General features: G+C 42.5%; 20 protein-coding genes. 10 read left to right on the forward strand and 10 right to left on the reverse strand.

Annotation, left to right across the window (positions count from 1 at the left end):
* Positions 1-51 precede the first annotated feature (51 nt).
* From JMW61_RS13990 to JMW61_RS14010, 5 genes are all read right to left on the reverse strand, one after another.
* On the reverse strand, positions 52-720 hold the full coding sequence (locus JMW61_RS13990) for a TIGR04282 family arsenosugar biosynthesis glycosyltransferase (RefSeq protein WP_201552010.1): 669 nt from the start codon (positions 718-720) through the stop codon (positions 52-54).
* Positions 721-850: 130 nt separating this feature from the next.
* Complete coding sequence (locus JMW61_RS13995) at positions 851-1,567, reverse strand: TIGR04283 family arsenosugar biosynthesis glycosyltransferase (RefSeq protein WP_265090131.1); 717 nt, start codon at positions 1,565-1,567, stop codon at positions 851-853.
* Between the two features lie 73 nt (positions 1,568-1,640).
* Positions 1,641-2,462 carry a DUF547 domain-containing protein gene (locus JMW61_RS14000; RefSeq protein ID WP_201552011.1) on the reverse strand — a complete coding sequence of 274 codons (822 nt, stop codon included), beginning with the start codon at positions 2,460-2,462 and terminating at the stop codon, positions 1,641-1,643.
* A gap of 128 nt (positions 2,463-2,590) precedes the next feature.
* Positions 2,591-3,586, reverse strand: coding sequence for an arsenosugar biosynthesis radical SAM (seleno)protein ArsS (gene arsS / locus JMW61_RS14005; protein WP_201552012.1), 996 nt, complete (start codon positions 3,584-3,586; stop codon positions 2,591-2,593).
* A gap of 344 nt (positions 3,587-3,930) precedes the next feature.
* Positions 3,931-4,068, reverse strand: coding sequence for a hypothetical protein (locus tag JMW61_RS14010; RefSeq protein ID WP_201552013.1), 138 nt, complete (start codon positions 4,066-4,068; stop codon positions 3,931-3,933).
* Positions 4,069-4,772: 704 nt separating this feature from the next.
* Here JMW61_RS14010 and JMW61_RS14015 point away from each other — a divergent pair.
* From JMW61_RS14015 to JMW61_RS14040, 6 genes are all read left to right on the forward strand, one after another.
* A complete protein-coding gene (locus tag JMW61_RS14015; RefSeq protein WP_201552014.1) occupies positions 4,773-5,717 on the forward strand; it encodes an alpha/beta fold hydrolase in 945 nt (314 codons plus the stop codon).
* 153 nt (positions 5,718-5,870) lie between these two features.
* Positions 5,871-6,692, forward strand: coding sequence for a 2,3,4,5-tetrahydropyridine-2,6-dicarboxylate N-succinyltransferase (dapD, locus tag JMW61_RS14020; protein WP_201552015.1), 822 nt, complete (start codon positions 5,871-5,873; stop codon positions 6,690-6,692).
* A gap of 241 nt (positions 6,693-6,933) precedes the next feature.
* Positions 6,934-7,680: a radical SAM protein gene (locus tag JMW61_RS14025; RefSeq protein WP_201552016.1), complete on the forward strand. Its 747-nt coding sequence runs from the start codon at positions 6,934-6,936 to the stop codon at positions 7,678-7,680.
* A gap of 61 nt (positions 7,681-7,741) precedes the next feature.
* Positions 7,742-8,887, forward strand: coding sequence for a multidrug resistance efflux transporter family protein (locus JMW61_RS14030; RefSeq protein ID WP_201552017.1), 1,146 nt, complete (start codon positions 7,742-7,744; stop codon positions 8,885-8,887).
* Between the two features lie 105 nt (positions 8,888-8,992).
* Positions 8,993-9,628 carry a trimeric intracellular cation channel family protein gene (locus JMW61_RS14035; RefSeq protein WP_197216437.1) on the forward strand — a complete coding sequence of 212 codons (636 nt, stop codon included), beginning with the start codon at positions 8,993-8,995 and terminating at the stop codon, positions 9,626-9,628.
* A gap of 103 nt (positions 9,629-9,731) precedes the next feature.
* A complete protein-coding gene (locus tag JMW61_RS14040; RefSeq protein WP_110922460.1) occupies positions 9,732-10,397 on the forward strand; it encodes a trimeric intracellular cation channel family protein in 666 nt (221 codons plus the stop codon).
* Positions 10,398-10,464: 67 nt separating this feature from the next.
* On the opposite strand, the gene recJ is transcribed toward JMW61_RS14040, so the two are convergent.
* The gene (gene recJ / locus JMW61_RS14045) at positions 10,465-12,306 is read right to left on the reverse strand and encodes a single-stranded-DNA-specific exonuclease RecJ (protein ID WP_201552018.1); all 1,842 of its coding nucleotides are present in this window, start codon (positions 12,304-12,306) and stop codon (positions 10,465-10,467) included.
* 341 nt (positions 12,307-12,647) lie between these two features.
* Between recJ and JMW61_RS14050 the strand changes: the two genes are divergently transcribed.
* On the forward strand, positions 12,648-13,163 hold the full coding sequence (locus JMW61_RS14050; RefSeq protein WP_110922458.1) for a hypothetical protein: 516 nt from the start codon (positions 12,648-12,650) through the stop codon (positions 13,161-13,163).
* 101 nt (positions 13,164-13,264) lie between these two features.
* Here the strand turns inward: JMW61_RS14050 and JMW61_RS14055 are convergent, their stop codons facing one another.
* On the reverse strand, positions 13,265-13,501 hold the full coding sequence (locus JMW61_RS14055) for a hypothetical protein (protein ID WP_201552019.1): 237 nt from the start codon (positions 13,499-13,501) through the stop codon (positions 13,265-13,267).
* 299 nt (positions 13,502-13,800) lie between these two features.
* Here JMW61_RS14055 and JMW61_RS14060 point away from each other — a divergent pair, with 299 nt between their 5' ends.
* Positions 13,801-13,968, forward strand: coding sequence for a hypothetical protein (locus JMW61_RS14060; RefSeq protein WP_201552020.1), 168 nt, complete (start codon positions 13,801-13,803; stop codon positions 13,966-13,968).
* A 229-nt stretch (positions 13,969-14,197) separates the two neighbouring features.
* Positions 14,198-14,596, forward strand: a complete 399-nt coding sequence (locus JMW61_RS14065; protein ID WP_201552021.1) for a hypothetical protein — start codon at positions 14,198-14,200, stop codon at positions 14,594-14,596.
* A 127-nt stretch (positions 14,597-14,723) separates the two neighbouring features.
* Here JMW61_RS14065 and JMW61_RS14070 read toward each other — a convergent pair whose 3' ends face one another.
* The 3 genes from JMW61_RS14070 to uvrB all read right to left on the reverse strand — a co-directional run bounded on the left by JMW61_RS14070 (position 14,724) and on the right by uvrB (position 18,746).
* Positions 14,724-15,107: a hypothetical protein gene (locus tag JMW61_RS14070; protein WP_227669259.1), complete on the reverse strand. Its 384-nt coding sequence runs from the start codon at positions 15,105-15,107 to the stop codon at positions 14,724-14,726.
* Positions 15,108-15,281: 174 nt separating this feature from the next.
* Complete coding sequence (locus JMW61_RS14075; protein WP_227687501.1) at positions 15,282-16,334, reverse strand: pyridoxal phosphate-dependent aminotransferase; 1,053 nt, start codon at positions 16,332-16,334, stop codon at positions 15,282-15,284.
* A 300-nt stretch (positions 16,335-16,634) separates the two neighbouring features.
* Positions 16,635-18,746 carry an excinuclease ABC subunit UvrB gene (gene uvrB / locus JMW61_RS14080; protein ID WP_201552022.1) on the reverse strand — a complete coding sequence of 704 codons (2,112 nt, stop codon included), beginning with the start codon at positions 18,744-18,746 and terminating at the stop codon, positions 16,635-16,637.
* Positions 18,747-19,148: 402 nt separating this feature from the next.
* On the opposite strand from uvrB, the gene dps reads away from it, so the two are divergent.
* Positions 19,149-19,631: a DNA starvation/stationary phase protection protein Dps gene (dps, locus tag JMW61_RS14085; protein ID WP_110922451.1), complete on the forward strand. Its 483-nt coding sequence runs from the start codon at positions 19,149-19,151 to the stop codon at positions 19,629-19,631.
* Positions 19,632-19,674: the final 43 nt, after the last annotated feature.

A 19,674-nucleotide genomic window follows, 5' to 3' on the forward strand; every position in this document is an offset into this window, starting at 1 on the left:
ATCCATGACAAGCGGGTACTGACCGTTACCTAGTCGTTCGTATGATCATAACTATTGAGCAAACTTAAGCCAATCTGATGGTAGGTGCTCTAAATCCTGAGGCTCATCAATATCATGTAACGGCGCTAACAATGCCAATGTCCAACCCAAATCCGCTACACGCTGCTGGGTTACAGTTGCCACGCTAGCTGTACTCCAGATAATGTCCGAAAACAGACTGCCATCCACTTGCTTAAACCCGAGTAACACATAGCCACCATCTGATGCTGGAATCATAACTGCATCATGGTCATCGAGCTGCTGTACTGCTGTCTGAATACGCTCTGCCGTCAAACTGGGACAGTCAGAGCCTATCAATACGATTCTTTGATGTTTTTTCAGCGCATCTTGACTTGCTGTGATTAAACGCGTGCCCAAGTCTCCCTCTGCTTGAGTCGACCATTGCAACGAATCAGGTAAGTTGAGGGTTTGCCAGCAAGTGTCTATCGCTGCTGGACTGACACATAACTCAACGGCAAAATTAGTAGAGACCGCTTGCTCCACACTATGCAACAACAATTGTTTTGCCATACGGGCAGCACCCTCTACGCCTAGAGCTGGCTGCAAGCGAGTTTTTGCCATATCACGCGCTGGATATTTGGCAAACAATATGACACAGGTGTCTGGGTGTTGTGCATCAGTTATCGTACGGGTTGTATGAGGACTTGAATGCTCAGTCATGCTAGGGCGCATCCTTAATCTAAAGGGGCATTAATGTTTACATATCTGATTCAGTTTAAACGAGAGTCAATACAACCCAGTGCAAATGTATAGCTTGCACTCGGCTTCCTTATATCAAAGTCATTTGAATTCAACGATAGTAGCGCTGCCTTAATACTTCAGGTGATACACCGCGCCAATAATCGAATCGTAAGTGCCACATCAAAAAAATGGTGCGCCATGTGCCATGTTGTTGCCAACGCCGCGCTGAGGTCGTCACTTTGCTATTCAGACAAACAGGCCTAGCAATACTTTTTAGACGTTTGCATAGCTCAATATCTTCCATCAATGGCTGATCAGCATAGCCATCCATTCGCTCAAACAAAGACCTCTTTATAAAAATCGCTTGATCACCCGTGGCAATACTTACTAAGCGTGAACGATTATTGATCATCATGGCGACGATTTTTAATAACGGATCGCGGCTATCTAGGCGCACATCGAAACGTCCCCAGTCATACTGGGTCATTGCCTGCTGAATGTTATCTATCGCATCCATTGGCAACAGGGTATCAGCATGTAAAAAGAGCAGCACATCTCCTGTTGCTTGCCTAGCGCCCGTATTCATTTGCCGAGCACGGCCTGCTACGGATTCAATCAACTGCCAGTCGATAGTAGGCTGTGTCACACTTGATAAATCATTTAATAAACGTCTAGCAATGCCAATCGAATCATCCGTCGATCCACCATCCACCACTATCACTTGCGACGGCGGTGGATATAGACCATTAATATGAGCAATGAGCTGCGGCATATTGTCCGCTTCATTGAGCAAAGGAATGATGATAGAGATGTTCAATAAATGCACCATTGTGATGAGTCATCATCAGTTTAGCCTGTCTTTAATAAAGACCAGCACCTGTACTGACCAAAATCTAGACTTACTTTTTATTCAAATTCCAATTGTAATCTGCATAACTGATTTTGATTTTGCCTTGCTTCAAGTCAGCGGTTTGGGATTTGCTCAATCCCAACGATGAAGAGTAACGACCTAAAAACCCTTCTAAATCTTTGGTACTACGCCAATTGGTCGCAAAGTCTTCTTTGTACCATTTGAAGATTGGCGATACACTCAGCGTATTACCCTTTAGGCGATTTCGGCTACTGTCTGCCAAAAATTTCGAGGTCGCTTGCTCTAATTGCCCGTCCAAACCTTTGCCAGTGAAAGCATCATCTTGTAATGCAGGGCAGCCAATACTGGCACAGTTAACCGCGAAGTGAATGCGCGGATCATTGTAGCGCTTAGAGCCACGGATCAAGGTGTGCTCGATCTCATCTAGTGAACGGGTCTTGCCCAGTAGTGGAATAAACTTTTGCTTCCATGGTGAACCGAATGTCCCGCCGATGTCTTTGATAGATTTGATATTAGGATATTTAGTCAATACCAAATCGACAGTACCCGCATTGTAGACATTGATTAAAAATGCCAACTGCTCGTTTTTGTTCCAACGGTTAAACTCAGACTGAGACACCTTGCTCGTGGCATCCAAATAGCTTGTGAGCTTGCTACTGTCTGCTTTCATGCCAGCATAATTGACCACCGAGGCTTTACCGCCGTTGGTCATGGTGACATGCTTGTTAAGCAAACTGTCCCAGCTTTGATGGTTAAAATCAGCATAAGCGGCAACACTGGATAATAGAATTGTTGTCGCAATCACCGGTTGTACCACTAGGTTTTTGACTGAAAAGTTAGATACTGACATAAGACTGGCTCCATTTGAATCGATGATGTTTTGCTATTTAATTTTTGTCTGCTTCAATAGTATTTACTGACAAAAAATGTTTATTTATTTTTGTTGATTTTCAACGTGTGATAATTTGAGATAAATTATTAAATAATCGTCTCTTCTGCTGGGTGTTCTATCTCCTCTTCCTCTAACGCACCACCACAGCTACTGCCCTGTCCTGCGGTGCAGCCATAACAATGATCAGCAATAGCAATGTCATCGCCAGAAGGGTTTTGGATCAATAGATCGTTTAGATGTCGACGCGATTTATTGGGTACGGGTATCTCTAACTGTTGATTAAAATCACAGTCAAATAGCTCGCCTAGCCAATTGACGCTAATGGTTGAGCGGCACATAACCCCAGCTAAATTGGCAGTGACATAGTTGTCTTTGAGCAGTGTCATATAGGGGTGAAATTGATCTTTGGCCAATAGCACTGCCCCAAAACGCTGGATCGGCATATTGGTCAGTGCAAATAATTGATTAAACTCTATATCAAAATGCTCTTTTAGCTCCCGCTTATAGTCGGCTTCAAGCTGCTGCTGATTGGGTGGCAGTGTGGCACCTTGCGGATTGAAGACCAAATTCAGTGTCAGGTTGGAGTCAGGCTTGCCATAACCCAAGCTGTTGAGCTTTTGCAATCCCAATATACTGTCGTCAAATGCACCTTTGCCACGCTGTTTATCTACATTTTCTAGTGAATAGCATGGCAATGAGGCCACCACTTCTACCTGATTGTCTGCTAAAAACTGCGCCATGTCCTCATAACCCTCTTCCATGAGAATGGTCAGATTGCAGCGATCTATTACTGTGACGCCAAGGGCGCGAGCCGCTTTTACCAAATACTTAAAGTCTTCATGCATCTCAGGCGCACCGCCCGTCAGATCAAGCGTGTCAATATTCTGCGCTTTTAGCACCTTAGGTATCAGCTCAACCAATTCTCGTGACATCATCTCAGTTCGATAAGGACTGGCGGCCACATGGCAATGCACGCACGACATATTGCACAAATACCCCATGTTGACCTGTAATACGGTTAATGTTTGGCGTTTAATAGCAGGAAAGTCCGTATGTTCAAGCAATTCGATAGTCGATTTCATAGTGGTACAAAATCCTTTTAGTTGTACAGCTAAAGAAAATAATAACGTGAACATAAAAAAGCAATGCCGATACGTAAACAATTGCTTTTATGACTACTTCATATTCATACTACCTCATTTATAAATTCCTAACTTTGTCTTTTTTCTAATGAATGGTAGCTGATTATGAATAAGCGCTCACAACTCACCATGTTGATTACATATCCATATATAGATGACATACTGTGCTTTTAAATAAACATTACATGTCTTAGGACTTTACAAATCGCCTATCAGTCTTTTGTTTGAGATACCATATTCAACATCCTTGTAGACTGACCCACCCATTATCTATCGTTTCTAAATCAGTCGATGATGTCCATACCGAACCAACCAAGTAACATCCCAAAATAGAGCTTTTGTAGTTGCTCACTAATCACATAAATGTCAGTATTTATGACCGTGTCATTCTTTGGACGTTCATCACTGAGTCGGCGTGGCATCCCAATGTGGGCATAACCTGCTCCTGCTAGTAGTAATATTTCTTCGACAGCTTCATCATAGGCTACTTCGTATCAGTCAGTGGTATAGTCAGTTCAGTACAAAAAGAACCTCCGATAATTTTTGAATAATAAGCATGGCTTAAGTTATTAGCATGGCTTTGACACTTTGTTTAAAAATAACATGGAAATGCAACGGGTTTGAGAATGGTCTGTTGTAAACGTGCGATGACAACATCAATGGCTTAAACCATGCGCATTAAACAGTGGCACTTGATCATTCAATCTCGATAATATTTATGATGTTAAAGCAGACATGTTATCTACTAGCACCTGCGTACCTTTAGCCGTCCAGTTGATTCAGTTTCAGCTTATGAGTATAAGAGAGTCAAGGCAGCCGATTGCAGATGTAACTGTGATACTTCAGGCGAGGTTAACGCTGTCGCTCTTTTATAGAGGATCGACTGTACCATTAAAAATAATCTGTCTGTGTGAGTAACTTAACCTAGCAAAAGCAGGTAAAATGTATCCGCATTCAATAAAACAAACCCTTTAAAGTCCTATAATTATTTGATTTTTTGGCATATCATTTATAGTAACTATACCTTTATAGTCGCTATTGGTATGCTTCAGATACGCTGTCTCTTTATTTATCAGATTTTATTCATCAAAATTACAAATAATGAAAACCCGTCAAGGAATACTACATGAGTACCAGTAACGACCATATTCTCTCCTCCGACAATACTCACTATTTGCACCATGAGTTTTTTGAACCCAGCAATAAAGATGTCGATATCAGTGCCACTTTATTGGTTGTGCATGGCATGGCGGAACACAGTGGCCGCTATAGCGACTTTGCACAGTTTTTGGCAGATCATGGCATCGCGGTGGCAACTTATGATCATTTGGGTCATGGAAAAACCGTAAAGACAGAGGCAGATTTGGGTTTTTTTGGAGATGAACATCCAGTGCAATCATTGTTGAAAGACGTGATAATCATGGCCGATACCCTAAAGAATCGCCATCCTGACGTGCCGCATTTTGTCTTGGGTCATTCCATGGGTTCATTCATTATCCGCAACGTCCTCAAGCATCATGCAGGTACCTTTGCTGGTGCTATTTTAATGGGCACAGCCGATGCCAACCCATTAACTAAAGTACTACTGCCCGTCAATAAAATTTTGGCGAAAGTTGCCTCAAGAAAACAAAATCCTGTGTTTGCGAAGGTGATGAATAAAGTCCTTAATAGCAAACTTGAAGATCGCATCTCTTCATCAGAATTTGCATGGTTAACTGAAGACCCTGCCGCCATCGAAATATACGAAGCAGATCCATTGACGGGCTTTGACTTTACCAATAATGGTTTTATGACGTTGTTTTCTCTAATGGAAACAGGCTTGAATAAAAACTGGGCGACAACCATCGCTAAAAACTTCCCGATGCTCTTTATCAGTGGTGAAGATGATCCCATTGGAGATATGGGTCACGGTATCCGCAAAATCGTCACTCGCTTAAATAAGAAAAATTTTAGTAACGTAGATATTCAGCTTTATCCAAATATGCGCCATGAGCCACTACACGAAAAAGATCATGAAATCGTCTATCAAGATATCTTGGAGTGGATTGAGAGTAATACGTCAGATAATTAAGCTCAATGCCGAAGTTCACAGTGAACTCGTTTGCTAAAAGTTGTTAAATTAGCGACAATACGGCAAGTAAAATCTTAGTCCGAAACTAAGCAAACATTTAACTATAAATACGATTTATTTTTTAATTACCTTTAACTAACGTTAGGATTTTTTATGTCATTACAACAAACCATCGAACAAGCCTTTGAAAACCGTAACGAATACAGCCCAAGCACTATGCCACAAGATGTACGTGATGCTGTCGAGCAAGTGCTTGAGCAACTAGATAACGGTAGCCTACGTGTTGCAGAAAAGAAAGATGGTGAATGGATCGTCAACCAATGGGCGAAAAAGGCGGTATTACTGTCTTTCCGCTTAAACGACAACTATGTTCAGGCCGCTGGTGAGCATATACAGTTTTATGACAAAGTGCCGACTAAGTTTGCTGATTGGACTGAAGCTCAGTTTAAAGAAGCTGGCGTGCGTGTGGTACCACCAGCCGTTGCTCGTAAAGGTTCGTTCATCGCAGCTGGTGCGGTATTAATGCCATCGTATGTCAATATCGGTGCTTACGTTGATCAAGGTGCCATGGTAGATACATGGGCGACCGTTGGCTCATGTGCACAAATCGGTAAAAACGTCCATCTATCAGGCGGTGTTGGCATCGGCGGTGTATTAGAGCCATTACAAGCCAACCCTACTATCATTGAAGACAACTGCTTCATCGGTGCACGCTCTGAGATCGTTGAAGGCGTGATCGTAGAAGAAGGTTCTGTCATCTCTATGGGTGTGTTCATCGGTCAATCTACCCGCATCTATGATCGCGAAACTGGCGAGATTCATCGTGGCCGTGTACCAGCAGGTTCTGTTGTCGTACCAGGCAGCTTGCCGTCAGAAGATGGTACTCACAGCTTGTATGCTGCTATCATCGTGAAAAAAGTAGATGCGCAAACTCGTGCAAAAACATCAGTCAATGAGCTATTACGCTTAGCCTAGTATTTCTAATACTTATAGTCTCGTACCCAAACAGTACGGACAGCGACAGATCATCTTTATTAAAGACGCTGAAGAAAACTTCAGCGTCTTTTTTGCAGCTTAATAGAGGGTGGTGCGTTATAATCCTTTTCTTTAGTTTGGCTTTATCCAAACGCAACATCCCCATATCAGAACCCGCCTTTTTATTACGATTGATAGATGCCTAATCGCTTTATCAATCTTTAACTGTATTTGACATATTATGAGTGAATCACTATTACGCACAGCCGCCATCCCTGTCACTGATCCTGAAGCAGGGTTACGTCTGACAGAGGTTTTTTATTCCTTGCAAGGGGAAGCCATCACCTCAGGCTTGCCAACGATATTTGTGCGCCTAACGGGCTGTCCACTGCGCTGTGTGTATTGTGATACCGAATATGCATTTACAGGCGGTGAGCGTCAGTCATTAGAAACTATCATGGAAACCATCAAAGGCTATCCATGCAAGCGCATCTGTTTGACTGGTGGAGAGCCATTAGCGCAGCCAAATGCCATCGAGCTGATGAAACGATTGCTAAGCGATGGCTATGAGATATCGCTTGAGACTGCAGGGGCACTCACGGTAGAGAATGTACCACCAGCTGTCAGCAAAGTGATGGATCTTAAAACACCAAGCTCAGGCGAAGTCGATAAAAACCTGTGGTCTAACCTCGACTATCTCACTCAGCACGACCAAATCAAGTTTGTCATCATGAATCGTACCGATTACGACTGGGCAAAAGCTATGTTGACCAAGCATAAGCTACACGAGTTAGTTGGTACGGTATGGTTCTCTCCGATGTTTAACGTTGCAGATGACATCAGTGAAGATGCTAGTAAAAACTTGCCTAGCCCTGAAGTACCGGTACTGGCGCGTGAGCTTGCAGAATGGATGTTAGCAGATGCCCTACCCGTACGCTTTCAGTTGCAACTGCACAAAATCATTTGGGCAGATGCCAAAGGCAAATAGCAATATAAAAGTCTAAATAGCTACTTTAAATAACTAGCGAAGCAAGTGTAAGGATAGAGTTATGGTCAAACTCATTTTATTGGGGTTATTATCGGGCGCATTTTTTAGCTCGACGTTTATCCTAAATGAGCTGATGAGTGCGGCTGGTGGACATTGGTTTTGGTCAGCCAGCCTTCGCTATTTATTTATGTGGTTAATTCTCACCGCCATTATCGTTATGCAACATGGCTTTGGACGTATTAGAGAGCTAGCGACTATCTTTCGCCAGCATTGGGGATTTTGGTGCATCACTGGTAGTATCGGCTTTGGTATCTTTTATACCGGCATATGCTACGCGGCCGACCATGCTGCGGGCTGGGTCGTCGCGGCAACCTTTATGTTTACCGTCGTCGCAAGTCTGCTTGTCTTGCTAGTATTTGGCCAGCGGTTTGATAAGAAATTCATCGCTTATGCACTATTGGTGTTTTTCGGTGTAGTGCTGGTTAACATTAGTGAAGGTATACACGCTGCCTCTGTATTGGGTGCTGATGCCGTCCCTATGAAAGACATGCTGCTTTACGGTGCGTTGCCTGCGTTAGTAGCAGCTTTTAGCTACCCCATTGGTAACCAGTTGGTTTGGCAGGTCTCTTATAACGCCAAACAGAAAAATACTGAATCACCTGCGCCGACGCAAGCGACCTCTCAAGCAACTGACCAGACGGCGGAAACTGAGCTGCCGCCTTTATCCGCTATTGATACTCACTATCCGGCCGACTCAATCAGTATTGCTCATACGACAGATACTGTCTTAGCCGAACCAACCCCTTCTCTACTGAAAGACTTAATTGCAAAAATTCCCGCTATCCAAACCACCTTGCTGCAAAATGCTTTTAATAAGGTATGGCTCATGACCTTGGGTACTGTGCCATTTTGGTTGGTATTGGGTCTTATTATTCATCCTGAATTGCCCGAGACGAAGCAAGTATTTAATACGCTGCTGGTTGCTTTATTGGCAGGTGTGGCAGCCACTAGTATTTTCTTATATGCCCGTGAAAAAGCAGAAACCTCAAGCGAAGTGGCTGGTGTAGATTCCACACAGGCCAGCGAGGTGATATTTGCATTGATTGGTGGTATGTTATTACTCAATAGCAGCCTGCCATCGTCGATGGGATTGATAGGTATTGGGCTGATTATAATAGGCCTTATTCTATTTGCGAAGGATGGTTAAATCACCATCTAGAACCATACTAACTATATACTCATCATTGATATAAACACCTTCAAAACCAGCCCAAGCTATCTATTTTGACGGTCACTACTTGATAATATAATTATGTCTCATAGTTTAGTTTTTCCTGATATTTTGTTGTATTTATTAGATATGGTTGGCGTGATTGCGTGCGCGATAGCAGGCACGTTGCTTGCTCAACATAAAGGCTTCGATATTTCTGGCTGTATCTTAGTGGCGATGGTCAATGCTATCGGCGGTGGTACGCTACGAGATATGGCGTTAGACCGTCATCCGCTGTTTTGGATGACTGACCTCAATTATGTGATTGTCATCACCGTGACGTCCCTCATCTTACAAATATTCTTTCATCTATATCATAAGATTGATAAGGCATTGAAGCTTTTCGATGCCATTGGGCTGGCTGCCTTTAGCGTGATTGGTTTTAAAATCGCGTTGACACAAGATATGTCGCCTATTATTGCTATTATGATGGGTGTATGGACGGCCATGATTGGCGGTATGCTCCGTGATATTATCTGTAATGAGATACCGTTGGTATTACAGCGTGAAATTTATATCACGGCTAGCATTGCAGGCTCTGTGGCTTATTTGATTTTGCAACAATTCGGCGTGTCCTCTGGTATCAATGAATTTATAATGCTGTTTATCATCTTTGCAGTACGTATGTTGGCACTCAAATTTGATTGGCACTTGCCTTCTATTCGCCTAGTTGCATAGTCGCCTAGCTGCTTAGTCGCTTGGCCACTTAAAGTAAGAATGACTGTAGATTTAGCACTCATCATATCGATTTATCATCATCAGAAACTAGTGAGACTTGATCATGTTGGCCATCTCTGTGGATCCTAAAGCACTAATCACTACGTTTGATCCACGCTCACTGATATTTGTGTTTGATATGATTGGTATCATCGCTTGTAGTGTGTCGGGCACGATACTGGCCAAGCACAAGAACTTTGATGTCTTTGGCTGCTTATTAGTATCAATCGTGACTGCCATTGGCGGCGGTACGGTCCGTGATGTGATTTTGGATCGTCATCCATTATTTTGGATGGTAGACATGAGCTACTTGACCGTTATTACGATATCGTCACTCGTGATGCAGATATTTTTTCATCCCAACTCTAGACGCGTTGATAAGTTTCTCAAACTCTCAGATACTATTGGACTGGCAGCGTTTACCTTAATCGGTATCAAGGTTGCCGATAGCATGGGCACGAATGTACCCGTGGCATTGTTACTTGGGGTTATTACTATTATAGTCGGCGGTATCATCCGCGATATGATCTGCAATGAGATTCCACTGGTATTACAGCAAGAGATTTATATTACTGCAGCCTTGACCGGCGGTATTCTTTACTTTGTACTACGCAATCTGGGCGTGACAGATTGGATTACTGATATCGCCACTATGAGTACGATTTTTACCTTACGCATGATGGCGATACGCTACGATTGGCAATTTCCGACATTGGAATGGAAGTACTGATATCCAATCAAAAAGCGACAAATGCTATAAGTGCGCTTAAACTTAAACGCACTGATATCTTATGACCTTAGCCCTGCTCTACCACAGCCAAGTCTTTAACCATCAGCTGTAGGCTTTGTTTGCCATTCCATTCGTTGATGTCTAACTGAAATAACAAATGTACTTGTTCGGCACGGTAATCCCATACATCGCTATCGAAGTTAAAGTAAATCGCTTCAATTGGATACTGTACATCGGGATAGCGCAAAGAGAGTTTAAGATGCTTATCCTTTAAAACTTTAAAACTTAGTACTTCGAATATCCCATCAAATATCGGTGGTGCAAAGCCATGACCCCAAATACTGGCATCCGCTAAGTGTTCAGCAAACCATAAGCTAAAGTCACTCGCCTGCAATGCCCCATCTGTGAATTTCTGCTCAGCGAAAACGTCATCATTCATCTCTGCCATGACTTCATCAAAAGCTGTCACAAACCCATCAAAGTTGCCACGCTTAATCGTTAAACCTGCTGCCATCGCATGACCACCAAAGTGAGTAATCAACTCAGGATAACGCTCAGCCACCTGCTCAATCGCATCACGAACATGCACGCCAGCGATAGACCGTGCGGAGCCTTTAATGGCATCGCCTTCATCTGTACGTGCTGTATCTGCTGGCGCGAAGACAATGCTGGGCAAGTAATGACTTTCTTTTAATCGTCCCGCGACGATACCGATCACACCTTGATGCCAATCGTCTTGATATAACACAATGCTTCTTTTGGCAGTATCAGGCCTAGTACTATTAGAATCAGTGCCATTAACAGCTTTCTTTTCAGGCTTACTTTGGGTAATGACATCACTGGCTTCATCCATATCGTTATCCGTCTCCACTGCTAACGCTGCCACAATGTTGTCTGCTTGCGTCCGCATCTCACCCTCTACCTGACGACGGGTACGGTTCAGCTGCTCAAGTTCTTGCGCCAACCGCTGTGCAGTGCTCCAGTCTTCCGTCAACAAGCACTCAATACCGATGCGCATATTGTCCATACGCCCAGCTGCATTGATACGTGGCCCTAAGACAAAGCCAAAGTCCTGTGCATGTAATTGTTTAGGGTCACGGCCTGCCTGCTCAAGTAACGCTAAGATACCTAGGCAACATCGTCCTTGGCGAATAGCATTCAATCCATGATGTACTAAGATACGATTGTTTTTGTCTAGTACCCCAACATCGGCAATCGTTCCAAGCGCTACCAAATCCAAATATTGACTGACTTGTACGGTAGACTTACCAGCCTCTCGGCGAAGCTTGGCCAAGCGTCCAAGCACATAGAATGCTACGCCCACCCCAACCAGTGCCTTACTGGTAAAGTCACAACCAAGCTGATTGGGATTGACCACAGCCTCGGCAGGCGGCGTCTGTTTAGTCGTCAGATGATGGTCAGTGATAATGACAATGATGCCATCGGCCTGCGCACGAGCCACACCCTCATGACTTGATATACCATTATCCACCGTCACTATCATATCGGGTCGATAAGTCTCGATACCCAACTCGACAATCTCTGGCGTCAGACCATAGCCGTATTTAAAGCGATCGGGCACTAAAAAATCAACGACTGCGCCCATCTTTGTGAGCGCGCGCATCATCAATGCGGTACTGGTTGCGCCATCACAGTCGAAGTCACCCACAATCAGGATACGTTGACCATCATCAATGGCAATATCTAACAAGCGCACTGCTTCAGTAACGCCATGTAGCATCTCTGCAGGCAGTAGACCTGCTAGTCCTGTCTCAAGCTCATCGGGCTCAGTGATACCTCGACCAGCATATAGCCGGGCAAGCGTTAATGATTGAGCAGCAAGTGGCTGCAGTGCGGTGGGCAACTCGTCGACGCGAGTGCTGGTATAACGGGGGGTTAAATTTAGCATGGGTGTATTCTACTGGCTTTAGCAAAAGGTCACAATGGTCATTTCTAGCGGGACGGTTTATCATTTTTTATGTATGACATTACTATCAATCCTATCTGAGCAGCTATATATTACAGTTCATTCTTAGACTATATTTATACTTTACAAGACAGCCAGTTTACAAAAACGGTGCATAGTGACTGTATTTTTATGCATTTTGCTACAAAGCAATGATTGTATGCCTCTTATAAATCCATAAAATAGATAGCAACTGAGATATTTGTTATTCATTAAAACTATAATTCGATATTTTAGAGTGTTTTGTTTTAATTACTTACTTCAATTATTTATAAGGAACCTTTATGAAAACCACACCAAACGCTGAAAAACTACCAAATACGATAGATCCTAGCTTAGACCTCGAACAAACAAAAAAAGAATGTCAAAAGCTGGTCAAAAAACGCGCTAAGTACTCTGCTGGTGTTGCCATCGTTCCTGTGCCTTTCTTTGATGTCGCTGTGGATGCTGGCATGCTTACCCAGCTATTGCCTGATATCAGTGAGCGCTTTGGTTTAATTGAAGATCGTCAGTCAGCTGTTGATTTAGAGTCACGAGCCGTTCATTGGGGTGCTTTAAAAGACCGTACTGTTGACTTCGCAGGTCTGATGGCGACACGTGGTATCGTGAAGAAGACAGTACAAGGTTTCGGTGGCCGTATCGCTGCCAAGCAAGTGACAAAATTTATCCCATTAGGTGGTCAAATGGTTGCAGCAACCATGGGCTATATGATTTTCAAAAAAATCGCCAATGACCATATCAATGAATGCTACAAATTAGCGAAAGAGATTCAACAAAAGCAACATGGTAAGAACGTCTAAAAATAGCTATAAAAACATAATAAAAACCAGCTTAGACTATTTGTCTACGCTGGTTTTTTTATATCAACTTAGCAGCGCATATATGCGTTTGATTTTGCTATTTAATGACAGCCTTTTTCATAATACATCTCCAACTCAGAATAATCTATATCGCTAACTATAATGATGTTATCAGCATATGGACGATACTTTCTGAGCATTATTTGTGCTGTTGGTTGCTCACCCAAGTGAATTACGCCATCTTCAAGCCGAACATAATTATCAAAACCAAATGTATCTCCCATAACTTTTGATCCAAAGCCTTTCCAATGACATTGCTGTATATGATGATCAGACATTACATATATGCTTCTTATAAAAAACAGACTGGGTATCAAAGCAATTAAGACACATAAGATAAGTAACTTACGATTCATATGAGATTTTACCTCTAGTTAAAATCTATCTAGATCAGTATTTTTACTATATTACAAGCACAAAGGAGTGAAGCCTCTACTAAGCACATAAATACTCCATGCAAATTTCATCTACTTTATCTATTCAAATCGTTAAAGTAAGATAAATTTTATGTTGGATTTATGGCATGCTGAGTTTTAGAATAAATATTTATGAGTTCATACTATTGTCAGGCTGCATCATGCTTTTCATTGCCTGTATTTCTGCAGCATTCAATAACAGTTTTGACGACTTTTCATGGAAGCACATCACCACATGGTTATTTATCGTCGGTAGTTTACTAATGATTATTGGATATATTGGTTACAAAGTCTACGCTTATTACCATCCTTATGCGTGGCTGGATTAACATAAAAAGTGGCTTGATTTTTCTTAAGTAAGCATTGATAGTGTTATTAACGTATTTTGCTGATAATATACGAGTTGCTAAAGAGAATACTAATTCTGACTAGCAACCATTAAGTCGTGTTGAACATTCGCAGATAGACACTGTCAGTGATATTGCTGAATAGTCAACACGACCTAATTCGTATCAGACATTAATCTTGAAAAATCATAAAACCTCAAAGGAAAATTCTGTGAAAAAACTTCTAGTTTCGACCGCTATGCTTGCCACTCTTGCTCTAGCTGGCTGTACATCCACAGGTACTGGCACGACTACAGGCACTAGCGCTGGCACAGCCATGACAACTGCAAGTAGTATTGGTATGAATATATTTACATCAGCCATTGATACGCAATGCCGCAGCGAAATTGAAAAACAAAATGCATGGCGCGTTGCTAGTGTTGCGATGACTGATGCGCAGCAAGAAACTGTTAAAACCAATGTCTGTGGCTGCGTCAGTGAGCAAGCACCTCAACAAGTGACCATGATTGAATTGGGTAATGCAGCAATAGACTCAAGCTATCGCACTGAGTTGGTCGCTAACGTGGTCGCTAAATCACTACAAAGCTGCTATACCAGTCTCGTTAAATAAGTCACTTATTAACGATATGTAGACGAATAAAAAAGGGCTAGGTTATCATCGATAACCTAGCCCTTTTCTTATCAATGTTATAAATCATAATAACAATTGAATGATACAAATCAGTTAAAGCCAGTACCTAATATTTATCAGCCTCTGTAATAACGGCATCACTGCCTCCTAATGCAGGCGTAAGAGGCAAGACTTTGCTGCGACGGAAATACTTAGAGTGACTGTCTATAATATCATTTACGTTACCTACCACATCGTCGATGACATCATCATAAATTCCATGATGTAGCTCAGTCGCAAAAGAAGTAAAAGGATGCTTTCGAGCTGCGGCTCTGACGTCAGTGATTCCTGCCTTAGTATAAAAAATATTGACACTACCATCGCTATTTAGCACGCAGGTCAGCTCCCCTTCCTCAACCGTCATCTCTATTAGCTCAGGCTTAAATATATAGTCATCCACATCTAGTAACTGTTTTTCTATGCCCTTTTTAAATAATGCTTTAACGTCCATTATAATTATGTCCTTTTTATTCGATATTTTTTGATCTTGATAAGTCAAAAGTAGCTATACACTGTGTTTGCTTATCCTATTAGAAGGACGGATGTTTGTTAAGGGGTAATGTGTAAAACTGCGTTTAAGGTTGGTAAAAACTAGATGCAAACTAACCGCTTAACCCAATGAAAATCACACCCAACCTTTCTCACGAAATGACTTAAGTACTTCGATGAATACTGCCATTTCATCAGGTCTGCCAAGCGTCAAACGATTGAAACCTGTAATAGGCGCAAACTCACGACCAACCGCTATACCATGCTCACGCATTCTATCGATATAGGTTTGCACATCGCCTTTTATCTCATGGAATATAAAGCTGGCCTGCGATGGTAAATAACGCAGGCCAAGCTCATCTAACGTCTGCTCGACCATTTGGCGGGACTGGTTGGCAGTACGTAAACTCAATGCTAAAAATGCTTCGTCATCTAAGGTCGCCATCGCGGCAACAGCACCTGATAGATTGGTATTATCAATTGATATAAATGCCTCTAGCTTAGCAGTCATTTGCGGGCTAGCAACTGCATAGCCGATACGCATGCCTGCGAGCGCGCACAGCTTTGAAAAAGTACGCACTACAACGATATTTTCTGAATACTCCTCTCGTATCCAGGCAACACCACTCTCAAAACTTGAATCGGTCACATACTCTGAGTATGCCTCATCTAATAAAAAATAATGATTGTCTGGTGCCACCCCTACCCATTCTTTAAGCGTATTCGTATCAGTAATCGTCGCAGTTGGATTATTAGGGTTACACAGATAAAACAAGCTAATTCCGTCAAAGTCATCAGCCACTTTTTGCATTTTTTGTAAATTAAGAGAATAGCTTTCAGGCGTTAATGGAACTTTTACCACAGGCACATTAATAGAAGTCGCATATAATTCAGCATAGGCAAACGTTGGATGCGGTACGACTATTTGAAAGTTTTTTCCTTCTCTCAAGGCTTTGTTTTTCAGCATCTGTACAACCGTACGGATGTTTTCGCTAGAGCCGCAGCCTAGAGAGATTTGGTTTTCCGTAACGCCGTTTATATCAGCAATTCGGCTGATAAGGGCAGCACGTTGTTCGTCCGGATAACGAAACCCGATGTTTAAAGAATCGATAACGGCTTGTTTGGCAGAGTTTGCCATACCTAGTGAGTTTTCGTTAGAGTTTAATTCTATTAAATTATTGGTAAGCACAATATAAATACGCCTAGTTAGTACTCATACCAAATATTGAATTCGCAGTGTCAGTATTAGGCTCGCAAAGTCTATTGGACAAAATGCTTGCGACTGAAAGTTCTTATGACTGTTAGTCACTGCTCTCATTATTTGGAATGATATGATTTATGGATGGAAAGACTCACTTGCATAAGTGCTGATATGGTAAGTGGCATCGATTATTATTACAAGGATTCTGATATCAAATAATGCATAAAAAATGAGCCACAGAATATGCGACTCATCATTTATATTATTGAGCAAAAGCCAAAACACACCTTAAATTAAATGTGCTTTTAACTCTAATACTTTGTCACGCGTTTTCGCCGCATCTTCAAATTTCAAGTCACGAGACATCTGTTTCATAAGCTTTTCAAGACGATTGATTTCTTTGGCAAGCAAATCAGGACTGCGTAAGATGCTAATATCCACATCAGGCAGATTGCTCTTGATGGGAATCACTTGATTGTCATTGGCATTCTGATCGTCACCCGTATCGATTTTATCCGTGATACTACGACGCGCACCTTTCGGCGTGATATTGTGCTCAAGGTTAAACGCCACTTGTTTTTCACGGCGACGGTCAGTCTCGTCTATCGCCTTTTGCATACTGTTTGTAATGCGGTCTGCATACAGAATGGCTTTACCATTGATATGACGCGCAGCTCGTCCAATGGTCTGAATTAGGGCACGCTCAGAACGCAAGAAACCTTCTTTATCGGCATCAAATATCGCTACCAACGATACCTCTGGCATATCTAAACCCTCACGCAAAAGGTTGATACCGACCAGTACGTCATGCACACCAGTCCGCAGCTCATGAATAATCTGCATACGCTCGACAGTATCGATATCTGAATGGAGATATGCGACTTTGACATCGTATTCTTTTAGGTAGCTGGTCAAATCTTCTGACATGCGCTTGGTCAATGTGGTAATCAATACACGCTCGTCTTTTTCGCGGCGTTTGGTAATCTCCGATAGCACATCATCGACTTGCGTCAATACGGGACGTATCTCAATCTCTGGATCAATCAAACCCGTTGGGCGCACGACTTGCTCAACGACTTGCTCACTGTGCTCTAATTCATACAAGGCTGGCGTGGCACTCACATAAATGGTTTTTGGCTTGATACGCTCCCACTCTTCAAACTTCATCGGGCGGTTGTTCATTGCGCTTGGTAGACGAAATCCGTAATTGACCAAATTTTCTTTACGTGATCTATCGCCTTTATACATCGCGCCAATCTGCGAGACGGTTACGTGTGATTCATCAAGGAACAGCAATGCATCTTCTGGAATATAATCAAACAACGTCGGCGGCGCTTCCCCTGACGGACGACCAGACAGATGCTGCGAATAGTTTTCGATGCCATTACAGTAGCCAAGCTGCTGTATCATCTCAAGATCATACTGGGTACGCTCTTTGAGACGCTGTGCTTCAATGAGCTTATTATTCTCACGGAAGTACTCAAGACGTGGCTCTAGCTCCGCACGTATAGTATGGCTAGCAGCTTCTAGCTTATTACGCGGCGTCACATAGTGCGATTTTGGATAAATGGTAATACGTGGCACGCTACGCACGGTCTTACCCGTTAATGGATCGAACCAAGTAATTTTCTCTACTTCATTATCAAATAAATGCACACGTACGGCCAACTGCTCAGACTCAGCCGGATAGATATCTAGCAGCTCACCACGCAAGCGATACGTACCACGGCCAAAATCCAATTCGTTACGCATATACTGCATTTCTACTAGGCGTTTAATCGTTGCCGTACGATCTATGTTATCGCCCACGACCACATGCAGTAGCATTTTTAGATAGCTTTCAGGATCACCCAAACCATAGATACAAGATACTGACGCCACGATAATCGCATCACGACGCTCTAGTAAAGCACGCGTGGCTGACAGACGCATCTGATCGATATGATCGTTGATGGCGCTGTCTTTTTCAATGAAAGTGTCACTCGCCGCAACATAAGCTTCAGGCTGATAGTAGTCATAATAACTGACAAAGTATTCAACCGCGTTGTTAGGGAAGAATGATTTGAACTCACCATATAGCTGAGCTGCAAGCGTTTTGTTATGCGCCATGATAATGGTTGGACGCTGCGTCTCAGAGATGACCTTCGCCATGGTATACGTCTTACCCGAACCCGTCACACCCAATAGCAACTGCTCATCCATACCCGAGTTAATACCGTTGACTAGCTTCTTGATCGCTTGTGGCTGATCGCCTGCCGGCTCAAAATCCGTGACCATCTCAAAGGCACGACTTGATATTTGCGTCCCTGACGCATTGACACCACTAATTTCAGCTTCGCCTTGGAGCTGAGTGGCCAATTGATTTAACTGACGCGATGAGCGCGGTTCAGGCATACGCATAATGGCTTTCTTCCTAATTCTTATAATGAGGTAAGGTTTATAACAATATGGGGTCTGAGTGTTCGTTTTTAAAGGACAATCATGGGCTAGATACGATGCTAATGGGTACTAGTTTTAGCTTATATATAGGTGCACAAAACCGATATTGTATACGCCTGTTTTGGCAAAAAGTCTAAGGCAGTTATAAAAAACTCACATGATTTTGGCTATATTTACAAAGCTTTTCATGGTTAACAAACTCTTTACACGACCACTCAACAAAGCCTAACGCTTGAGGGTTCCAATAGCGATTTAAACTGCTATTATTCATAACGAATCAACAAGCAATACTGATACAACATATTAAATAAAAATAAGTTAAACATTCGATTCAATAAAACAAAATAGATAACGGAGTAAGATATGAGAGAACGTTACGCAAGTGGAATATCAGACGAAACAGCCAAAAACATGGTAGAGCTGTTAAATGCAAATTTAGCTAACGTCATTGATTTAACGTTAGATGGCAAGCAGTGTCATTGGAACCTACAAGGTACTGGCTTCATCGGTGTGCATCAGTTATTAGATGACACATCAGACCGTATCCTTGAAGTATCAGATACTATTGCTGAACGTATTGTAATCTTAGGCGGTCAACCAAATGGTTTGGCCAGTCGTGTGGTAAAAGAGTCTATCCTAGACGATTACCCAACGGATATCACTGAAGTCGATCAACATGTTCGCGAGTTGACTAGCCGCTACAAGAAAGTAGCCGAAACATTGCGTAAAGCAATCGCTACTGCTGGCGATGCAGGTGACGAAGATACCGCTGATTTATTTACAGAAGCCAGTCGTATCATTGACAAAGATGCATGGTTCATCGGTGCGAATGCCCCTAGTAAGTAACCTTAATAAGTAATCCTAATAAGTGATCCTAGCAAGTAATAAG

Origin of the sequence: Psychrobacter fjordensis (assembly GCF_904845995.1) — a bacterium.
GTDB lineage: Bacteria > Pseudomonadota > Gammaproteobacteria > Pseudomonadales > Moraxellaceae > Psychrobacter > Psychrobacter fjordensis.

Bases quoted from the DNA above. Each gene is read 5' to 3' on its own strand.
- JMW61_RS13990 (WP_201552010.1), bottom strand. From the start codon at position 720: ATGACTGAGCATTCAAGTCCTCATACAACCCGTACGATAACTGATGCA.
- JMW61_RS14000 (WP_201552011.1), bottom strand. From the start codon at position 2,462: ATGTCAGTATCTAACTTTTCAGTCAAAAACCTAGTGGTACAACCGGTG.
- arsS (WP_201552012.1), bottom strand. From the start codon at position 3,586: ATGAAATCGACTATCGAATTGCTTGAACATACGGACTTTCCTGCTATT.
- JMW61_RS14010 (WP_201552013.1), bottom strand. From the start codon at position 4,068: ATGCCACGCCGACTCAGTGATGAACGTCCAAAGAATGACACGGTCATA.
- JMW61_RS14015 (WP_201552014.1), top strand. From the start codon at position 4,773: ATGAGTACCAGTAACGACCATATTCTCTCCTCCGACAATACTCACTAT.
- dapD (WP_201552015.1), top strand. From the start codon at position 5,871: ATGTCATTACAACAAACCATCGAACAAGCCTTTGAAAACCGTAACGAA.
- JMW61_RS14025 (WP_201552016.1), top strand. From the start codon at position 6,934: ATGAGTGAATCACTATTACGCACAGCCGCCATCCCTGTCACTGATCCT.
- JMW61_RS14030 (WP_201552017.1), top strand. From the start codon at position 7,742: ATGGTCAAACTCATTTTATTGGGGTTATTATCGGGCGCATTTTTTAGC.
- JMW61_RS14035 (WP_197216437.1), top strand. From the start codon at position 8,993: ATGTCTCATAGTTTAGTTTTTCCTGATATTTTGTTGTATTTATTAGAT.
- JMW61_RS14040 (WP_110922460.1), top strand. From the start codon at position 9,732: ATGTTGGCCATCTCTGTGGATCCTAAAGCACTAATCACTACGTTTGAT.
- recJ (WP_201552018.1), bottom strand. From the start codon at position 12,306: ATGCTAAATTTAACCCCCCGTTATACCAGCACTCGCGTCGACGAGTTG.
- JMW61_RS14050 (WP_110922458.1), top strand. From the start codon at position 12,648: ATGAAAACCACACCAAACGCTGAAAAACTACCAAATACGATAGATCCT.
- JMW61_RS14055 (WP_201552019.1), bottom strand. From the start codon at position 13,501: ATGTCTGATCATCATATACAGCAATGTCATTGGAAAGGCTTTGGATCA.
- JMW61_RS14060 (WP_201552020.1), top strand. From the start codon at position 13,801: ATGCTTTTCATTGCCTGTATTTCTGCAGCATTCAATAACAGTTTTGAC.
- JMW61_RS14070 (WP_227669259.1), bottom strand. From the start codon at position 15,107: ATGGACGTTAAAGCATTATTTAAAAAGGGCATAGAAAAACAGTTACTA.
- uvrB (WP_201552022.1), bottom strand. From the start codon at position 18,746: ATGCGTATGCCTGAACCGCGCTCATCGCGTCAGTTAAATCAATTGGCC.
- dps (WP_110922451.1), top strand. From the start codon at position 19,149: ATGAGAGAACGTTACGCAAGTGGAATATCAGACGAAACAGCCAAAAAC.